This window comes from Xanthomonas sp. WHRI 10204 (genome assembly GCF_040202875.1).
GTDB lineage: Bacteria > Pseudomonadota > Gammaproteobacteria > Xanthomonadales > Xanthomonadaceae > Xanthomonas.
In genome coordinates, this window is the sequence record NZ_JBEGDW010000001.1 from 2161874 (window position 1) to 2178729 (window position 16856).

At 62.9% G+C, this 16856-nt stretch carries 13 protein-coding genes, 2 other RNA genes and 1 pseudogene; 8 read left to right on the forward strand and 8 right to left on the reverse strand.

Annotated elements, in window-relative coordinates; all coding sequences use genetic code 11:
• Window positions 1-529: 529 nt before the first annotated feature.
• From ABQZ00_RS09465 to ABQZ00_RS09475, 3 genes and pseudogenes are all read right to left on the reverse strand, one after another.
• Window positions 530-778, reverse strand: a pseudogene (locus ABQZ00_RS09465) (MFS transporter); the annotation flags it as partial.
• A 102-nt stretch (window positions 779-880) separates the two neighbouring features.
• Window positions 881-957: non-coding RNA, sX9 sRNA (locus ABQZ00_RS09470), on the reverse strand.
• A gap of 202 nt (window positions 958-1159) precedes the next feature.
• Window positions 1160-1849, reverse strand: a complete 690-nt coding sequence (locus tag ABQZ00_RS09475) for a DUF1349 domain-containing protein (RefSeq protein WP_323536958.1) — start codon at window positions 1847-1849, stop codon at window positions 1160-1162.
• Window positions 1850-1995: 146 nt separating this feature from the next.
• Here ABQZ00_RS09475 and ABQZ00_RS09480 point away from each other — a divergent pair, with 146 nt between their 5' ends.
• From ABQZ00_RS09480 to ABQZ00_RS09505, 6 genes are all read left to right on the forward strand, one after another.
• Complete coding sequence (locus tag ABQZ00_RS09480) at window positions 1996-2538, forward strand: TetR/AcrR family transcriptional regulator (RefSeq protein ID WP_323522939.1); 543 nt, start codon at window positions 1996-1998, stop codon at window positions 2536-2538.
• Between the two features lie 198 nt (window positions 2539-2736).
• Window positions 2737-3162, forward strand: a complete 426-nt coding sequence (locus tag ABQZ00_RS09485; RefSeq protein WP_323536957.1) for a YqaA family protein — start codon at window positions 2737-2739, stop codon at window positions 3160-3162.
• A 170-nt stretch (window positions 3163-3332) separates the two neighbouring features.
• A complete protein-coding gene (locus ABQZ00_RS09490) occupies window positions 3333-3608 on the forward strand; it encodes a hypothetical protein (RefSeq protein ID WP_323536956.1) in 276 nt (91 codons plus the stop codon).
• Between the two features lie 228 nt (window positions 3609-3836).
• A complete protein-coding gene (locus tag ABQZ00_RS09495) occupies window positions 3837-4988 on the forward strand; it encodes an SPFH domain-containing protein (protein WP_115553812.1) in 1152 nt (383 codons plus the stop codon).
• A 14-nt stretch (window positions 4989-5002) separates the two neighbouring features.
• Window positions 5003-6349 carry a TFIIB-type zinc ribbon-containing protein gene (locus ABQZ00_RS09500; RefSeq protein WP_323536955.1) on the forward strand — a complete coding sequence of 449 codons (1347 nt, stop codon included), beginning with the start codon at window positions 5003-5005 and terminating at the stop codon, window positions 6347-6349.
• Complete coding sequence (locus ABQZ00_RS09505) at window positions 6349-6600, forward strand: hypothetical protein (protein ID WP_115527782.1); 252 nt, start codon at window positions 6349-6351, stop codon at window positions 6598-6600. The genes ABQZ00_RS09500 and ABQZ00_RS09505 overlap by 1 nt, the downstream gene beginning before the upstream one ends.
• Before the next feature lie 153 nt (window positions 6601-6753).
• On the opposite strand, the gene ABQZ00_RS09510 is transcribed toward ABQZ00_RS09505, so the two are convergent.
• From ABQZ00_RS09510 to ABQZ00_RS09530, 5 genes are all read right to left on the reverse strand, one after another.
• Window positions 6754-7803 (reverse strand): Gfo/Idh/MocA family protein, encoded by a 1050-nt coding sequence (locus ABQZ00_RS09510; RefSeq protein WP_323536954.1) that lies wholly within the window; start codon window positions 7801-7803, stop codon window positions 6754-6756.
• 168 nt (window positions 7804-7971) lie between these two features.
• Window positions 7972-8667 (reverse strand): thermonuclease family protein, encoded by a 696-nt coding sequence (locus ABQZ00_RS09515; protein ID WP_323536953.1) that lies wholly within the window; start codon window positions 8665-8667, stop codon window positions 7972-7974.
• A 70-nt stretch (window positions 8668-8737) separates the two neighbouring features.
• A non-coding RNA gene (locus ABQZ00_RS09520) (sX9 sRNA) lies at window positions 8738-8813 on the reverse strand.
• Between the two features lie 405 nt (window positions 8814-9218).
• A complete protein-coding gene (locus ABQZ00_RS09525; RefSeq protein WP_323536952.1) occupies window positions 9219-10553 on the reverse strand; it encodes a PQQ-dependent sugar dehydrogenase in 1335 nt (444 codons plus the stop codon).
• Window positions 10550-10966: a hypothetical protein gene (locus tag ABQZ00_RS09530; RefSeq protein WP_115527778.1), complete on the reverse strand. Its 417-nt coding sequence runs from the start codon at window positions 10964-10966 to the stop codon at window positions 10550-10552. Before ABQZ00_RS09530 ends, ABQZ00_RS09525 begins: the two co-directional genes overlap by 4 nt.
• A gap of 750 nt (window positions 10967-11716) precedes the next feature.
• Between ABQZ00_RS09530 and ABQZ00_RS09535 the strand changes: the two genes are divergently transcribed.
• Window positions 11717-12349 carry a carboxymuconolactone decarboxylase family protein gene (locus ABQZ00_RS09535; RefSeq protein WP_323536951.1) on the forward strand — a complete coding sequence of 211 codons (633 nt, stop codon included), beginning with the start codon at window positions 11717-11719 and terminating at the stop codon, window positions 12347-12349.
• 1716 nt (window positions 12350-14065) lie between these two features.
• Window positions 14066-16816, forward strand: coding sequence for a S8 family serine peptidase (locus tag ABQZ00_RS09540; RefSeq protein ID WP_323536950.1), 2751 nt, complete (start codon window positions 14066-14068; stop codon window positions 16814-16816).
• The last annotated feature ends 40 nt before the right edge of the window (window positions 16817-16856 follow it).

The following is a 16856-nucleotide window of genomic DNA, read 5'->3' on the forward strand; positions in this document are numbered from 1 at the left end:
ATGAGCGCAAAGCGCTCCTGACCAGTTAATGCCTGCATGCTGATAGCACCGCGCCTTGTGCGGCAGACGTTGCAGCGTGCCGGCCGCATGTGTGGTCGATGGATTATCGCGGCTAGCAGAATGCTGCGAGCACTCATCAGTGCACGGAAAGCACACGTATAAGCACTGATGACCGAATCTACGTTTGCTCACGCGGAGCGGATGCTCCACCTTCGCACCAATGCCGGCTTCCACCTGAGCGGCCACTGTGGGAACGTACCTGACGTGACTAGGCAACGCTGGTTGGCCCGCGCTGCTGGGCGACCCGGCGTCGGGGATCGATCTACTGGCTGCGCAGACAGGTCTGGTGGTGCGGCGCGACTGAGCGATGACGGTCGCCACGCCGGGCGGCGATTACTGAAATTGATATGGGAGGCAAGATGTCCCAAGAACCGGAGACCGCAACATGCAAGCCCGTCGATTGATGCTGATCGCTGCCCGGACCCTGGGGATGCTGATGACCAAGGCGTTGGCCTAGCCCTCCCCCGCCCTAATCAGCGTTACCCAATCGCAACCAGCGGGCAGAAATGGCGACCGCACACATCGCGGCAGCCACGAGCATCAGCGCGGCGGTCAGTCCCCAGCCGTGGGCGGCGAAACCGATCAAGGCGGGGCCGGTCAGGACGCCGGCGTAGCCGAGTGTCGTCATTGCGGTGATCGCCATGCCCTCGGGCATGGCGCGCTGTTGTCCGGCCATCGAAAACAACGCCGGTGCGATGTTGGCGCATCCCAACCCGATGCGTGCTGCTGCGCACTGTGTGAAGCATGAGACGTCATCAATCATCCAACTGCGAAGACACCTGCTGCCAGGCGATAGACGGCATGAAGAGCCACTAAGAGCGGCTAACAAAACGCAGCGATCAGTCGTCAGATGGATGCGGACGGCGCGCTCAGAACCGGGCTGTGCGTGTGGTATATGCCGCTCCGAGCACCGGTCGCCACCGCCTGGCGGTAAACGCAGTCTTTTTTTAGCCGATCTAGGAAAGCTGAGCGAACAGTCGTCAGTTCGGTTTAGACGGCGCACTCAGAACCGGAGTGCACCCATGGCATGTGCCGCACCAAGCACCGAACACAGGCCACGTCCGCCTGACGGTGAACGCAGCTGTTATGTTGTAAACCCTCAGGACAGATCGTGCAGATCCTTGCCGATTACCGGGCCGAGCTTCCAGTCGGAGAAGTGCACCTTCAAGCCTTCGCGCTCTGGCGTGCAGGTCATCGGACCAACCAGATAGGTGCTGGCCACCGGGAATGGGCACAGCCGCACCAGCGGCCAATACGTGCCGTCCTTCGAGACTTGCAGACGCAGCACGCCCTTGTCGACGGTGGCGCGGATCCAGAAGTTGGACGGGTCAGCTTCGTACGGCCCTGTGGCCCAATCCGATTTGCCATCGGTCAGCACGCTACTGAGCATCGCGCGACCGTCGCTGAGCTCGATGCCCGCCTTGACCCACTGCCGCTCGTTGACGCGGATCATGAGCCCGGCCTGGTCGTAGAGCTGCTCGAACTTTGCGCGCACGCGCAGCTGGCAGGTAAATGCTGCCGGCGCCGCGATGCCAAGAAAATGCCCGCTATCGCGGGTGAATCCGTAATGGGTTTCGCGCCAGAAGTCAGTGTCCTTGTCGGTGACGACCTCCAGCACATCGCCGCTCACGATACGGTGCGATTTGGGTTCATTGAGCCATTTGCCTTGCTGCCAGTGACTGGATGGCGCCGCACCTGCACCAGTTGCAATGACCACGCCGCCAGCGGCCAAACCGCCCAGCGTCGCCCTGCGGCCCACATCGACCTGGTGTTTTTCCGAACCCGTCATACCTAGTCCTCGTGACGAAAAAGCAATGCTCTCCGGTGCCTTTCTGCGGGCAGCATAAAGCCAGTAGCGTCAATTTGTACATCTGTACCAATTAGCAAGTCAACTCTGGATTACCATCGCCCTGGTCGATACGTGCATGAAGACAGATGAGCGGCAGGACCTGGCGGCAAGACCCACATCGAAAAGAACACATTGAGCAGGCCACCTTGCAGGTGGTCGTCGAGCATGGCGTGGCTGGGACAACCTTCCGCAAGGTTGCCGAACACGCACAGGTGCCGTTGAGCGCGACCACGTACTACTTCGGCTCCATGCATGAGCTGCTGATCGCGGCATTCACCCGCTTCTCGCAGGAGGTCTCGAAGAACTTCGCCACCGAGATCCGCGCTGCGAAGAACCGCGACCAAGCCTGCGATGCTGTGGTGAACATCATCTTTGCCGACAGCACCGCCTCGCCGCGGATCTTGCTGCTGAGCTACGAGCTGTATGCGTTTGCCCGGCGCCATCCGGAAATGACCGCGATCATGGAGCAGTGGATGGCACGCAGCCGCGCGGCGCTGGAACTGCATTTTTCCAAACCCGCCGCCAGTGCGATCGATGCCTTGATCGAAGGCATGACGATCCATCGTTCGGTGGTGCGTATGACCAAGAAGAGCGTGCGCAATGCGGTGGGGCAGCTGGCCCTGCTGTAACGCGTGCTGGGCGCTGCACAATTGGGCGGTACGTGCATCGCGACTTCACTGCATGGCGACGGATTGATCGCTGCACACTGAATTTATGAGGTGAGGTTTTGCGGATGTCGCTGCCGCTCGCACAACAGTGCATGCGTGAGTCAAAGGCTTCCCTCTTCCGCTGAAACTCAAACGCCATGACCAACCCATAGGCTGTCCTTGACCTATCTCTCGCTGTTCGCATTGTCGTTGATTGCCGCTACGCTGCTTCCCGCGCAGTCGGAGGCGGCATTGGTTGCGTTGTTGCTGGATGGCGGTTCGGTGGTGGGGCTTGTGGCGGCTGCAAGCGTCGGCAACGTGCTGGGCTCTCTGATCAATTGGTGGATCGGGCGCGAGGTGCTGCGCTTCCAGGGGCGGCGTTGGTTTCCTGTAACCCTAAACGCCTTGGCGCGTGCGCAGGCCTGGTATGGCAGATACGGCAAATGGTCGCTGCTGCTGAGTTGGATGCCGATCATTGGCGACCCACTGACGCTGGCGGCCGGGGTCATGCGCGAACCGTTGCGCGTCTTCCTGCCATTGGTGACGATCGCCAAGGTCACGCGCTACGGCGTACTTGCATGGGCAACGCTGGCACTTGCCCGGTAATGCCAGGACGCGGAGCCTGCAGGACCGGCAGCGCGCATGACACAGCGCGCCATTGGCGCAGGTGGCTGCGCACGGGTTCTTAACGTGGCACGCCTATGCTGTCGGCGCGCTGCAACCCATCTGCCGCGCATCCAGGGACATTGCACAATGGACATTGCAAAGGAGATCGTATGAAGAAGCTGCACAGCATGCTGCTCGCCGGATGCCTGCTCGGCCTGAGCACCCAGGCCTGGGCCGAAGTGGCCAACCTGACCAATAGCGCCGATGGCGCCAACCGCGAAGCCGGCATTGCCGCGGTGAAGAAGAAACTTCAGGACGCCTGCACGTCGCGACGGGGCAAGGTAGACATGGCCTCGTTCGAAGTGGTGTTCGAAAAGACCAGCACCAATCCCGACGTCCCCAAACCCTATTACGTGGACGGCAAGATCAAGTGCGATCTGCCGTGATGACCGCGCTGGCGTAGCGCACTGCCCTACGCCGCCATGCACGAATGCAAAGCCCCGCGGATGCGGGGTTTTGCATGTCAGGCAGTCGTGCGGTGCAACCCGCTGTCTTCGATGGAGGGTCTGACCGCTCTGCAGGCGCCACCGGCGGCACGCCGCACCCGACGCACGGCATAGAGTTGCGTGCGCAAGACGGGTACGCTGCGGGTCTACCAATTACAGGATGTTGTCATGGGTCTGATCCAGGCAGTGGCAGGTGCGGTCAGCGGCGTATTGGCCGACCAGTGGAAGGATTTCTATACCGTGCCGGCGGATCTACCGGCGACGGCAGCGCTGTTCGCTGCGGTTTCGCACGGCAGCAACGCCGGGCGTGGTGCCAACACCAGCGCGTCGTCCAACATCATCAGCAATGGCTCGAAGATCGTAGTGCCCGAAGGCTACGGATTGCTGCTGTTGCAGGATGGCGCCATCACCGGGTTTGTCGCCGAACCGGGCGGTTACGAATGGCGTTCGGACGATGTCAATGCGCAATCGCTGTTTGCGGGCGACGGGCTGGTGGCGCCGTTGATCCGGCAGAGTTGGGAGCGCTTCAAGTTCGGGGGTCAGCCCGGATCTCAGCAGGCAGCGTTTTTTGTCTCGCTGAAGGAATTGCCGGATAACCGCTTTGGCACACAGTCGGAAATCTATTGGGACGACGGCTTTCTGGGCACGCAGGTGGGCGCGATCACGCGCGGCGCGTACACCTTGAAGATCGTCGACCCCATCCTGTTCGTGAAGAATTTTGTGCCGGCGCGCTATCTGCAACCGGGCGCGATCTTCGACTTCACCGATCTGGATAACGCCGCGGCCAGTCAGCTGTTCAACGAAGTGGTCGGCTCGCTCGCGCCCGCTTTCAGCCTGTATACGAACGACCCGGCCAAGGGCAATCGCATCACCAAACTGCAGCAGGATTCGCTGGGGTTTGCGCGCAGCCTGTCCGATGCAGTGGAGCAGGCGTATCAGTGGAAATCCGATCGTGGCCTGGCAATCGTCAAGACCACCATCGTGTCGATCGAGTACGACGCCAACACGCGCGAATTGCTCAAGACCGTGCAGCGCGCCGATGCGCTGGCCGGGGCGCGCGGTAACTCCAATTTGCAGGCCAGCGTTGCGCAGGGTCTGCAATCGGCAGGCGAACACGGCGGAGCGGCAGGCCTGGTAGGCGTGGGAATGGCCACGGGCTTGGCAGGCGGTGTGGGTGCGTTGCAGCAGCCTGTCGCAGCAGCAACGCCTGCGGCGGACGATCCGGTAGCCAAGTTGAAAAAGGCCAAGGACATGCTGGATCTGGGCCTGATCACGCAGGCCGATTACGACGCCGCAAAGGCCAGGGCGTTGGGTCTGTAAGCGCGCTCGCCGTCATGTCCGATCCCCGCTTTCCGCCGCCGCTGCCGCCACTGCAGCCGCCTCCACTGCCACCATTGGGTGCGGCACCGCCTACCGGTCCAGGCTCACCACAGGACGTGCCGCCGTTGCCGGGTAGCCTGGCGCTCGACCCTGCCACCCTGCCCGGCCCGATCCGCAAGGAAGTGCTGGCTCCCGATCCACTGGCGATCGACACCGCCGCTGCCGAGCTCAAGGACGGCCTCAACCGCTGCCCGGCCTGCGGCTCCAGCGATATCCGCCCCAAGCTCGGCACCGACCTGCTGGTCTGTCAGTACTGCCGCGCCGAGTGGCCAGGGGTGCGGGTCGAAGAGGCATTCGGCTTCGGGCAAGGCCTCGACGCGTTGCATGGCACGGTCGTCGCCTCCGGTGCGCAAGACATCGCTGCGGATGCGGCCAGCCTGATGAGCTTCAAGTGCGCCGGTTGCGGGGCCGAGGTCACCATCAACACACAAAGCGCCATGACGGCGCGCTGCCATTGGTGCCGGCATGTGTTCGGCGTCAACGAACAGGTGGCCAACGGCGCAGTTCCCGACGCGGTGCTGCCCTTCCATATCGACAAGCAGGATGCGGTAGCGCGCATCCGTCAGTTCGTGGGCAAGCGCCGGTTGTTTGCGTTGAAGGCATTCAAGCAGCAGTTCACGCCTGAGAACGTAGTGGGTGTGTACCTGCCTTACATGATCGTCGACGGCAATGTGAGCGCCAGCGTGTCGGGAATGGGCGAGATCAAGCTACGGCAGTACACGCGCGGCACCGACAAGAACAAACAGACCTATTACGACGCCGACGTATATCAGGTGCGTCGGCAGATCGAATTCACAGTGGACGATCTGCCGCTGGAATCGTCCGCGGCGCGCGGCAATCTGGATAGCCGGGTGAACACCAACAACATCGTCAACGCGATCCTGCCGTTCGATACCAAGAACGCCGTGCGCTGGAACGCGTCGTATCTGGCCGGTTTCAGCTCGGAAAAGCGCGACCGCGACATCGCGCAGCTACGCCCCAGGCTGGAAGACCAGCTGCTGTCGATCGCACGTGCACAGGTCGAACCGTCGGTCAGGCGCTATGGCCGTGGGGTGCGCTGGGAGTCGGAGCGGTTGGACGTGCACGGCACGCGCTGGGTGTCGATGTATCTGCCGGTGTGGTTGTATTCGTACCATCAGCCCGGTCGCGACGGCGGCATGCTGCACTACATCGCAGTCAATGGCCGCACCGGCGAAACCATGGGCAGCGTGCCGGTCCAGCAATGGAAACTGTTGCTGGCTGCGCTGACTGCAGGCACCGCGATCGAAGCGGCGGTTCTGTTTTTTCTGGCAGGTGTTTGATGAGCGATGATGGCGTTCTTTTTCTGCTGTTGGCGGGCCCGGCCGGTGGCTCGGCGCTGTACTGGATGCTGTATCGGTACTACCGCAACACCGATCAATCGCATGCGTTCGAGCGCGAAACCAAGGTCGATGCACAGCCGGTGACCGGTACCGACGTCAAGGTCGATACCATCATCGGCACGCGCCAAACGCAGATCGATGGCGACAATGTGTCTGCCTACCGTACACGGGTGCGACGCGAGGGCGATTGATCGTTGCCGCCGCGTTGCCTGTGGTTGCTGGGCGTGCAGGCAGTGCGACTGACGCGATGCGGGTGCGTTGGTGTGGTTGTGGTGCGGCCGTGAGGTGCTTGCGATCTGCGATGTAGCGGCTCCCCTGACAACGGTGAGGCGCGTCAAGCGGTATCAGCCAGCCGTTGCAGCCGCCGCGTGCAGCTGTGCGCGCGCCACGTCCAGCGTTGTCATGATCTGCACCACTTCGTCGAGCGGATGCAGCGGCGACTCGCTGTGGCCTTCCCCGATATAGCGTGCGGCGGCGTTTGCCTGCCATGACAGCCCTTCATAGCCCTTGATGCCGGTCGGGTCGGTCCATTCGACCGGCGTGCTGGCGTCATCGTGACTGCCAATCCGCAGCGTGGTGGGATTGTGGAAATCGCCGACCAGGTCGATGCGCCCTTCGGTGCCGGTCACGTAGGCCATCGAACTGCTGCGCGCGACGATGGAGCTGATCAAGGTGGACTGCGCATGCGCGCGATGCGACAGCACGATGGTGGAAAAAGCATCGACGTCGGTGTCGGTGAGCTCACCGACGGCGGTGATTGCGGTGGGCGTAGAGAGGATCATCGAGGAAAACTGCACGGCGTAGACGCCCAGGTCCAGCAGCGCCCCACCGCCAAGTTCGGGACTGCGTTGCCGATGTGCAGGGTCGCTGGGTCCACGCTGGCTCAGGTCGGCAAACACATGGCGCACATCGCCCAGCGTGCCATCGGCAAGCAGCTTGCGGATCACCGAGGTCTGCGGCAGATAGCGACTCCACATCGCTTCCATCAAAAACAGGCCGCGTGCACGCGCTTCCTGCACGAGCAGGTGCGCATCGTCGGCGCAGGTGGTGATGGGCTTTTCAATCAGCACATGTTTACCGGCGCGTAGCGCCAGCAGCCCATGCTGCAGATGCTCGCTATGCGGCGTGGCGATGTAGACGATGTCGACGTTCGGGTCATCGACCAACGCCTGATAGCTGTCGTACGCACGGTCGATCGCCCAGGTCTTCGCAAACGCGTTCGCACGCTCGCTGCTACGCGAGGCAACTGCCACCGGGCGTTGATGGGTATTGCTGCGCAACGCACGCACGAATGCGGATGCGATCCCGCCGGGACCGAGCACGCCCCAGCGCAGGGATGGCTCGCCTTGGCCAGGCACGAACAGATCGGGCTCGGGGATGTGGAGCATCGGCATCGGGTCGCTGCGTTGTCGTGGAGCGAGCGATGCTAGCAAACCACGCGTTTTGATCGGCGCGGCATGGCGCCTCAGGCGCAGGGCTGCAATAGCGCAAAGCAGACGCGGCCAGTACGCAGACTACATGTGCTTGCCTCTCGGGCCTGGCCGACTGAGTCCCCTCCCCGCTTAACGTGCGGCGCGCCGCCAACCGGCATTCAGCGCATCCTGGGCCGAGCAAAAATAGCGCTCACCCTTCTCGGTCGAAATGCTGGTACGCGCGTAATCGCGTTGACCCGGCATGTGGAAGATCTTGCTGCCCTTGCCCGAAATATTGCCCTTGATGGAGCACTTGCCCGGCACGGCTGCCGGTGCAGTTGCTGCTGCGCGTGATGCAACGCGATGGCGTTTGTTGCGCCGGTACTCGGCAGGCTGCTGGAAGGTTCCCTGCCAGAGATTGCGTTTTTGCTGCTGCGCGATGCGCTCATCGGCAACGAACGCAGTTGCGTACTGGCGATACGCCACCGCCCAGCCGTTGCGCACCATCCAGCCGTTGACCGATTGCCCTTGAACAAAACAATCGGCAACGACGCGTCCGTAACGGTCGGTATCCTTTTGCTGACACCGCACGGTCTTGTCGATCAGATAACCATCCAGCGCCGCTGCAGAGCGCCGGCCACAGGGCCACGCACGGCCGTCTGGATCATTGCACTGCTGCGCGCTTTCCGGCGCGTCGATTCCCCATAACCGGATGCGCTTGTGCGCCACGGTGATGGTATCGCCATCGGTGACGGCGGCCCTTCCAACAAGCTCTGCTGCGCCGGCAGGCAAAACGAGTAAGACACCCACAACACCCACAACACCCAACAACCATCTGAACAACATCGACAACAACGTCCCTTGGCAATCGGTAGAAGTCGTCCCTGCATTCTTCCCGTGTGTGCATTCTTAAAACGGCTAACAAAACGTAGCGAGCAGTCGTCAGGCGGGTGTGGACGGCGCGCTCAGACCGGCGTGTACGCGTGGTACATGCCGCAGCGAGCACCGGTCACGCCCGCCTGGCGGCTGCCCAGTCATTTTGTTAGCTGCTATTGGCCGGATGGCCTTGCCCGGCGCTGTCCTGACGCCCGACGTCCGCGCGGCAGTGCCGACGCAGGGCCGGCACTGTATGCGAATGCGAAGGGGATGGCTATCTTTTGCGAGTTGCGCACGACGACCTTTGAAGTAGACGATGCACGTGGATGTACACAACCCGTCGCAACCCGTCGCTGTCACAGCGCGCAGTTTTCCGCATGCATTGCGTTGCTGCGCACCCGCCCTGCGCTACTCGGGCGCACTGCCAAGCATCTGGCTGACTAGCCGTCTCGTGTGATCAGAACGGCAAAAGAAAGCCCGCCCGGCGCATCATGCAACCGGGCGGGCTCTCGCGTTGCAGATTACTGTGGCGCGGCTGGAGTCGCCGCTGCGGGCGCGGCTGCAGCAGCCTCTGGTGTCACGCGCCAGATGATGTTGGCCAGGTCGTCGGCCACGATCAAGGCACCGCGTGGGTCGACGGTGACACCCACCGGGCGGCCGCGCGTCTTGCCGTCATCGCCATGGAAGCCGGACACGAAGTCGATCGGCTGGCCTGCCGGGCGCCCATCGCGGAACGGCACAAACACCACCTTGTAGCCCACTGGCGGGTCGCGGTTCCAGCTGCCGTGTTCGCCGACAAACACGCCGTCGGCAAACTTCGCGCCCAGCACCGGAGACGAGAACGCCACACCCAGCGCGGCCACATGCGACCCCAGCGCGTAGTCGGGTGCGATGGCAGAGGCCACTTTCTGCGGGTCCTGCGGCATCACGCGTGCGTCCACATTTTTGCCCCAATAACTGTAAGGCCAGCCATAGAAGCCGCCTTCGCGTACCGAGGTCAGATAGTCGGGCACCAGGTTCGGGCCGATTTCATCGCGCTCGTTGACGACTGCCCACAGCGCGCCGGTGCCGGGCTGGATCGCCAGTGCGGTGGGATTACGCAGACCGGTGGCGTAAGGCTTATGCGCGCCGGTTGCCGCGTCCACTTGCCAGACCTGCGCGCGATCGACCTCTGCAGCCATGCCGCGTTCGGTGATGTTGCTGTTGGAGCCGATCGCCACATACAGATAACGGCCATCTGCGCTGGCAGTGAGCGCCTTGGTCCAATGGTGATTGATGACCGACGGTAGATCAGTCAGTTTGCTCGGCGCGCCGCTGGCCTTGGTCTGGCCGTCGCGATAGTCGAAACGCACCAGCGCATCCTGGTTGGCGACGTAGAGCGCATTGCCGATCAGCGCAAGCCCGTAAGGCGCGTTGAGCTTGTCGGCAAAGACCGTCTTCAATTCATAGGTGCCATCGCCGTCGGCATCGCGCAACAACGTCAGTCGATTGCCGCTCTTGGCCTTGGACGTGCCCTTGGCCTTGATCGGGCCGGCGATGATGTCCTTGGGCTTGAGATTTGGCGCAGAACCGCCGCGTCCTTCGGCCACCAGGATGTCTCCGTTCGGCAGCACCAGCGTCTGGCGTGGAATGCCGAGGTCGGTGGCAATGGCGGTAATGCGATAGCCCGCCGGGACGGTCGGCTTGCGATCGCCCCATGCACTTGGTTCGGCGATCGTCATGTCGGGCAGCACCCCGCGATCCGGGGACGGCAGCTCTGGCGTGGCGCCATGCTGATCCAGCTCGGGTGCCTTGCCGCAGGCGGCCAGCGCAGCAGCAAGAACCGAGACGGCAAGTACACGCGTGTAGCGGCTCATCGTGCACCTCCCACGCGCAGACCCGACAGCCCCGACCAGGTAGCGACCACTGCGAACAGTGTGGCGATTGCCGACAGCGTCAATGCCGCCGGCATGATGGCCCACGCATCGCGCGCGTGATGCAGCGCATCGAAAAATCCCACGATCCAGGTTGCCACCAATGCGATCACATAGATGATGTTACGGCTGCCACGCACCAGCGCGACGATGGCGGCCACGAGCGCGATGGTGGTCACCACCATGGCGCCGACCAACAGCCAGGACGCGAAGTTGCTCCATTGAATCTGGTAGCTGCTCCAGTAGGCGTAGTCGCTCAATAGCGCGCCAAGGAACAAGGGCCATACACCGCCAAGCACGGCTGCATGGAACGGGTGGATGGCCCAGCGACGGGGCGAAACGGCGGCTGCATTCATGGCGAACTCATTGTGGCGATGGCGAAACGTGCCCCGATGCTGCCAGCTGGCGTGTGATGAGAAAGGCGATATTCAGCGCCTCGCATCTCTACATGTCACGAACGCACTGTTGCACGCGCCAGGCTGTTGCGCTCGGCGATACCGGAAGACCGCATTGCATCGTCATGGCGTTGGCATGACATATGCGGCGAGTGTTGGCATGCGTCGAGTGTTTGTCTGCAGCGGGCGCTCACTCTGTCAGGGACTTCATCGCAACAAGGTGGTACGGACACTCGCTCATGAGTGCATCTCATAACTGCATGCGGTGCACACGGATGGAACAGCCATGCGGATACGGCATGCTGGCGCCCTGCCCTGTCGAGCCCCGCAACGGTGCGTGCATGTCGCGGTCGCGCAGTGCGTCTGGCCTGCAGGTATCGATTCACCAGGGGCGACCAACAACACGACTGCGCGACTACCCAACGGGGCTGCGGGTGCTCGGAATCGGCATGTACCGCTCGTACATTCCGGTCTCTGTGCACCGCCCAACTCCGCCGGGCAGCCGCGCATAACGTTGTTGGTTGCCGCGCAACAGGAGGTTAACGCTTGGATTTCACCGTATCTATCCCTAGATCTGGATCTGAGAGACCGATCAATGCGCCTCGTTGGCGCCCATTGATCGCTCGTGTAGTGGTCTGCGCCCTTGGCGCGGCCGCTGTTTGTGTCGTCGCCCCCTCCCCCGCGGCAGCACGTTCCCCGGAGTCCATCGGTATGCCCATCTCAGAAAGCCTGTCGCCCCAGCAGCAAGCCATCGCCCCGATTTCCGCGTTTGCGGCAACCGGCGATATCGACCGTTTGAAGAATGCGTTGGAGGCAGGTCTGGATGCCGGGCTGACCATCAACGAATGCAAGGAAGTGTTGGTGCAGGTCTACGCCTATGCCGGCTTCCCGCGCAGCCTCAATGCACTTGCGGCGTTGATGCAGGTGGTCCAGGCGCGACAGCAGCGCGGTGTGACCGACGCGCAGGGCGCGCTGCCGGGCCCGGTGCCGACCGGGCCGGAACTGCTTGCGTTGGGTACCGCCAATCAGACGCAATTGGTGGGGGCTGCGGTGTCGGGACCGCTGTTCGACTTCGCACCCGCCATCGATGCGTACTTGAAGACGCACCTGTTCGGCGACATTTTTGCGCGCGACAACCTCGATTGGGTGAGCCGCGAACTGGCAACGGTGAGCATGCTGGCAGCGCTGGAGGGCGTGGATTCGCAATTGCAGTCGCATCTGAAGATCAGCATGAACATCGGTGTGAGCAGCGCGCAGCTCAATGCGCTGGCGCAGGTGCTGGATAAACGGGTCGGTGCCGCGGCCGGCACCCGCGCCAGGGCCGCCCTGGCCAAGACGCAGTGAGGGTATTGACCAACTGATGCAGCCGCTGGCCGACGCAGCCGCAGCCGCAGCCGCAGCGTAAAGATTCGCCCAATGTGCCGCCACGTGGCAGGCAGCGACCTGGCCGCAGGTGGCGCGGCTCCTGGCGCCTGCGTGTCTGTATCCTGATGCATGGGCTGATTGTGCTGCCAGGACAGATTGCTGCCGACCTACACCGCGCTCTGCAACCACCCGACCGCAGGTGCGCGCCAGTGGTCGGATGCCCGCTCATCTGCAGCATCCTCAACACAGCCAGCAGACCGGCGTGTTGGGAGGCAAGCAGCGAGGTGCCGCCGCCCCTGTCGGCGCCGTCCATCGCCATCCCCATCCGCTGATTGCAGGATGCGGTGCGCATTGGCCAGGAAAAGCGACGACCACCGCGCCCGGCCAGCGCGCACCTTGACCCCTTGATCTCGACGCTGCGTGTCTTGCGCTGCAAACGCGTCGTTTAGCGCTTGCGTCACCTGCCCGCGCACCGCTCAAGGCACCCCAAGCGCCATTCGGGTGCCACTGCGGACTTCCATGTGCATCTGACCGCACCATACCTTCCGAACCCATGCGGGTGGTGGGTCGATCTTGCGGATGTTCAGCGGTGGCCTCTGGAGTAGCTGGTGACGGTACTAGTCGGTTGCAGACGTGATCGCCCAAGGCAGCGTGTGCAGATAGTCCGGCCACAGAGTCGGTCCGCAGTCTGTGGCGTCTATGAAGACTACACAGCCTTGCCTGCGCAGATCCCTCAAACAGTCACAGCCGCGACGCCACCGGCTTTCGCGGTACGGCGGGAGCAGAGGTCACTGGCCTCCTCCCCCAGCGAGCTGAACCTTTACAGGCTTCGAATGCCGAAGATGTCGAAAGCTTGCCCTCCACCGTCGCCACCCTCCAATTCGCGCCGTAAACCAACCGTGATTTCGAGAATTGATAATTAAATAACCGTCAACCCACCCGCGATTGGCCGGGAAAGCAATAATTAAAAATATACCCTAAAATAAACGGAATTATTCAAACCGTTCATTTTTAATGCAACCGATTGCGAAATCGGCGCCTTCAGACGTCGAATTTTGCACAATCGGAAGAGGCCGGTCGGCATTTCCCGGAGGCGTTTTTAACGCAAAAAAGGCAAGTGATAACGATCGTTTAAACAGCTTCAACCATCGCCTTAAAAAACATTATTCAAAATTTACCCACATACGGCAGAGTCCGTTAGAGTGACTAACTTGCGGTTGAATCCGCTACCAAGGGTGAGGGATTCACCGACATCTTTGACATGATTCCCTGATTACCCGCGCGCTCTATCGCATTTAGGATTGCCGCCCTCTGCGAAATGTGATGCAGAATTCTTGAGTTCGGTCCGACGTTTTTCTACATTCTGGCCTGTTAGCCGGTCTCTAATCCGATCTAGCTATGGATTAAATCGGCAATGCCTATCGCTCGATTCTTTTCTCTGAATAGCAACTGTCCATTCAGACTTTAGAGTTTATGGATAGCGCCGTTAAACAAACCGCAAGCACACGGCGAGTGCATCAGCGTATTCGCCGCGTGCTCCGTCAGCGCAACTCCGAGGGGACGGACCGCTGCGGCTTGAAGTGAATAAAACGTGAAATTAAACGCCTTCGTTGGTGACCACCAGCGCTGGGACCTTCTGCGCCAAATTTCAGAATCAGCAGTAGCGGCGCGCCTACAACGGAATCGACCACTCTTATGAATCGCTCGCTACTTGCAACCACCATCGCCTCCTGTCTTGTCCTTACCGCATGTGGCGGTGGTGGCGGTGGCGGCAACGTCCGCAATGATCCGCCGCAGAGCACCGTGATTGCGCCGGCCCCCACGCCGACCGCGCCCACCACCCCGGGCACCACGTCCGATCCGCTGCCCAAGACCGCGCCGGTTCCGACGCCTGCGCCTGCCCGCTATCAAGGCGTCGGCAGCAATCTGCTGGTGCCGATCAATGCCGATCTGGCGCAGCAAGCCGGTGCCCGGGGCCAGGGCGTGAAGCTGGCGGTGCTGGACGACAACCTGGTGCCGAGTTACGCGCCGATTGCCGGCAAGGTCGATGGCTTCAGCGATTACACCGCCAGCCCGGGCACGCCCGAGTCGTCGTCCAATGCGCTGCGCGGACACGGCACGATCGTCTCGGCGCTGGTGCTGGGCTCGGCGCAGGACGGCTTTGCCGGTGGCGTGGCTCCGGATGCGGACCTGTTCTATGCACGTATCTGCGCCGAGAATTCCTGCGGCACTCAGCAGGCCCGCCGCGCTGCGGTGGATCTGGCCGCCTCGGGTGTGCGCATCGCCAACCTGTCGCTGGGCGCTTCGTATGCCGACGCCGCCGGCAGCGCGAACGCGGCAGCCGCCTGGCGGTTTGCGTTGACGCCGCTGGTGCAGGCAGACGCACTGATCGTCGCCTCGACAGGCAACGAAGGCGCTGCCGAAGCCTCGTATCCGGCAGCGACGCCGGTGCAGGAAGCCAGCGTGCGCAACAACTGGTTGGCGGTGGGCGCGATCAATGTCGACAATGCCGGCAATGCGGCCGGTCTGACCAGCTATTCCAATCATTGCGGCGCCGCGGCGCAGTGGTGCCTGGTGGCACCGGGCAGCTTCACCGCGCCGGCGTTGGCCGGCACCGAATTACAGGGCCAGATCGCCGGCACCTCGTTCTCCACCGCTGCGGTCAGCGGCGTCGCGGCGCAGGTCCTGAGCGTGTATCCGTGGATGAGCGCGTCCAACCTGCAGCAGACCCTGCTGACCACCGCTACCGATCTGGGCGACCCGGGCGTGGATGCGCTGTATGGCTGGGGCCTGGTCAACGCGGCCAAGGCGATCAAGGGCCCGGGCCAGTTCGCCAGCAACTGGGGGATCAGCGTAGGTGCGGGCTACAACAGCACCTTTAGCAACGACATTTCCGGCACTGGCAGCTTTACCAAGGGCGGGACCGGCAAACTCACCCTGAGCGGCAACAACACCTATACCGGCGGCACCACCATTCTCGATGGCGTGCTCGCGCTGTCCGGCAGCCTGCGCTCGGATCTTCTGGTGGCCAACTCGGCCACCTTCGAGTCGCGCGGCGGCGTGATCAACGGCGGCTACAGCCTGGTCAACAACACCGGCACGACCGCCATCGAATTGGGCAAGGGCCTGACCGTCACCGGTTTGGCCAGCCTGAAAGGCAATCTGCTATTGCTGCCGGAAGCGGCGGGCTACACCGTCGGCAGCAGCGAGAAGATCGTCAAGGCCGGGGTCCTGCAAGGCACCTTCGACCGCGTGCAGTACGCCAACAATTTCTTCTGGACCGCATCGCTTGCCTACGACCCGACCACCGTCACCGCAACCCTGACCCGTAATGCGTCGGCTGCCAGCGCGCAGGCCGCCGGTGCGCCGCAGGCAGTGGTCAACGGTGCCGCCCAGGCCGATGCGCTGGTCAAGGTGCTGGACACCCGCGTGGCCTCCGGCGACACCGCAAACCTGGGTGGCCTGATCAGCGCCGCCGGCTCGCTGCTGGCGGCATCCAATGCGCAGGTTGCCGCATCGCTGCCGACCCTGGCCGGCCAGGTGCATGGTATCGAGCGCACGCTGGGCTTCCAGTCGGCACTCAACGATGCGCGCGTTGCTGCCGATCGCCTGCCCTATCTGGCAGACACCACCACGCTGACCACCTGGATGCAGGGCAGCTATCTGGATGGCGATCTGAGCCGCAGCGGGTTCGCCTCGGCCGACTACACCCAGCAGGCCACCACCTTCGGTGTGGATCTGCCGCTGGGCAGTGCCGGCACGGTGGTCGGTGCGGCAGTGACCTCGGGCCAGGACCGCGCGCACATCGATGCGTCGGCCAGCCGCCTGCGCTCGGACCGTTATGCGATGACCGCGTATCTGTATCAGCCCATCGGCCAGGCGTACGTGTCGGGCATTGGTTCGTATGGCATGAGCAATGTGGACACCGAGCGCAACGTGCAGGCCGGCAGCATCGGCGAGCGTCTGCAGGACCGTCGCCACGACACCAACTGGTCGCTGCGCGCAGAAGTGGGCCTGCTGCCGCATGCCGGGCTGTCGCCCTTCGTTGCTGCGGGTGTGGTCAGCCAGACCCAGGATGCCTTCAGCGAGGCGTCGGTGACCGGTCTGGGCCTGAGCGCCGGCAGCGACACCCTGCGCGCTGGCTACGGCGAGGTGGGCGTCCGCGGTCATCTGGCGCGCGGCAAGTGGGGCTTCGATGGTCTGGTCGCGTATCGCTCGTTGCTGGGCAACCCCAATGCCGACTTCACCGCCTGGTTCACCGGCTTGCCGGAAGCGCGCTTCAATGTGGCCGGGACGCCGGTGTCGAAGCAGGCCGTGCGCGCCTCGGTCGGCGTGCGTTACCAGGTCAACGACGCGTTTTCGCTGTACGGCAATGTGGGCGCCGAGCGTGGTCGTTCCGATTCCAACAGCATCAACGCCAATGTCGGTCTGCGCTGGCAGTTCTGATCCGGCGATGGTGGTGGTAGCGCGACACCCTCCGCTGGCC